Consider the following 1081-nt stretch of genomic DNA (forward strand, 5'->3'; position numbering starts at 1 on the left):
GGCGCGCGACGGCAAGCGGCTCGCGGAGACCATCGAGGAGGCCCGCGGCGTGCTGGGCCCGGGCGATGTCCTGCCGGGCGCCCGCTAGTCGCGCTCCAGCGCCCCGACCGCGACCGACGCCGCCTCGGCGATCAGCGCGTTGTCCCAGTCGGCGTCCGGCTCCTCCCGGGTGGAGAACACCGCCAGGACCACCGGCGGCTCACCGCTGTCCGGCCACAGCACCGCGATGTCGTTGCGCGTCCCGTGACCACCGCCGCCGGTCTTGTCGCCCACCGTCCAGCCCTCGCCCACACCGGCCCGGATCAGCTCGTCCCCGGTGGTGTTGGTGACCAGCCACTCGGTCAGCTGTGCGCGCTCCGGCTCCGGCAGCACCTCCCCCAGCGTGTAGGCGGCGAGGTCCCCGGCGAACGCCTCCGGGGTGGTGGTGTCCCGTTCGTCGCCCGGCGCCGCCTCGTTCAGGTCGGTCTCCCAGCGCTCCATCCGCGTCACCTCGTCGCCGAGCCCGGCGAGCCGCTCCTGGAGCCCGGCCGGGCCGCCGATGGTGTCCCACAGCAGGTTGGCGGCGGCGTTGTCGCTGTAGCGGACGGTGGCGTCGCACAGGTCCGACTTGCTCATGCCGCCCTCCGCCACCCGCTCCTCGGTGATCGGCGAGTTGGGCAGCAGATCCTCCTCGCCGTACGGAATCACCTCCGCCATGCCCTCCAGCCCGTACTCCTCCAGGACCGCCCCGCACAGCAGGGCCTTGAAGGTGGAGGCGTACGCGAACCGCTCGTCCTCCCGGTAGCCGATCTCCGCCCCGCTCCCGGTGTCCAGCGCGTACACGCCGAGCCGCGCGTCGTACGCCTCCTCCAGCAGGGCGAACTCCTCCGCCGGGTCCGCGGCGGTGTCCGCCACCGCCGCCGCGGGGCGCGCGGCGTCCGCCGCGCCGGCCCCGGTCCCCTCCGCGCCACAGCCCACCAGCGGGACCAGCACCAGCGCGCCCAGCAGCGCCGCCTTCACCTGCCGGGCCGATTCCGCCGGCCACACCGCCTTCGCCGCCCCCTCCCGGCCGTCCGTCCCGGTCACCGGACCTCACGCTCCT

1 protein-coding gene and 1 pseudogene are annotated in these 1081 nt (G+C 75.3%); one reads left to right on the top strand and one right to left on the bottom strand.

Annotated features, from left to right (window positions below; all coding sequences use genetic code 11):
* Positions 1-79: pseudogene (locus tag ACFV5N_RS27980) on the top strand (urease subunit gamma); the annotation flags it as partial.
* A 5-nt stretch (positions 80-84) separates the two neighbouring features.
* Here ACFV5N_RS27980 and bla read toward each other — a convergent pair.
* On the bottom strand, positions 85-1026 hold the full coding sequence (bla, locus tag ACFV5N_RS27985) for a class A beta-lactamase (RefSeq protein ID WP_385605387.1): 942 nt from the start codon (positions 1024-1026) through the stop codon (positions 85-87).
* Positions 1027-1081 lie beyond the last annotated feature (55 nt).

This window comes from Streptomyces sp. NPDC059853, assembly GCF_042731495.1.
Lineage (GTDB): Bacteria > Actinomycetota > Actinomycetes > Streptomycetales > Streptomycetaceae > Streptomyces.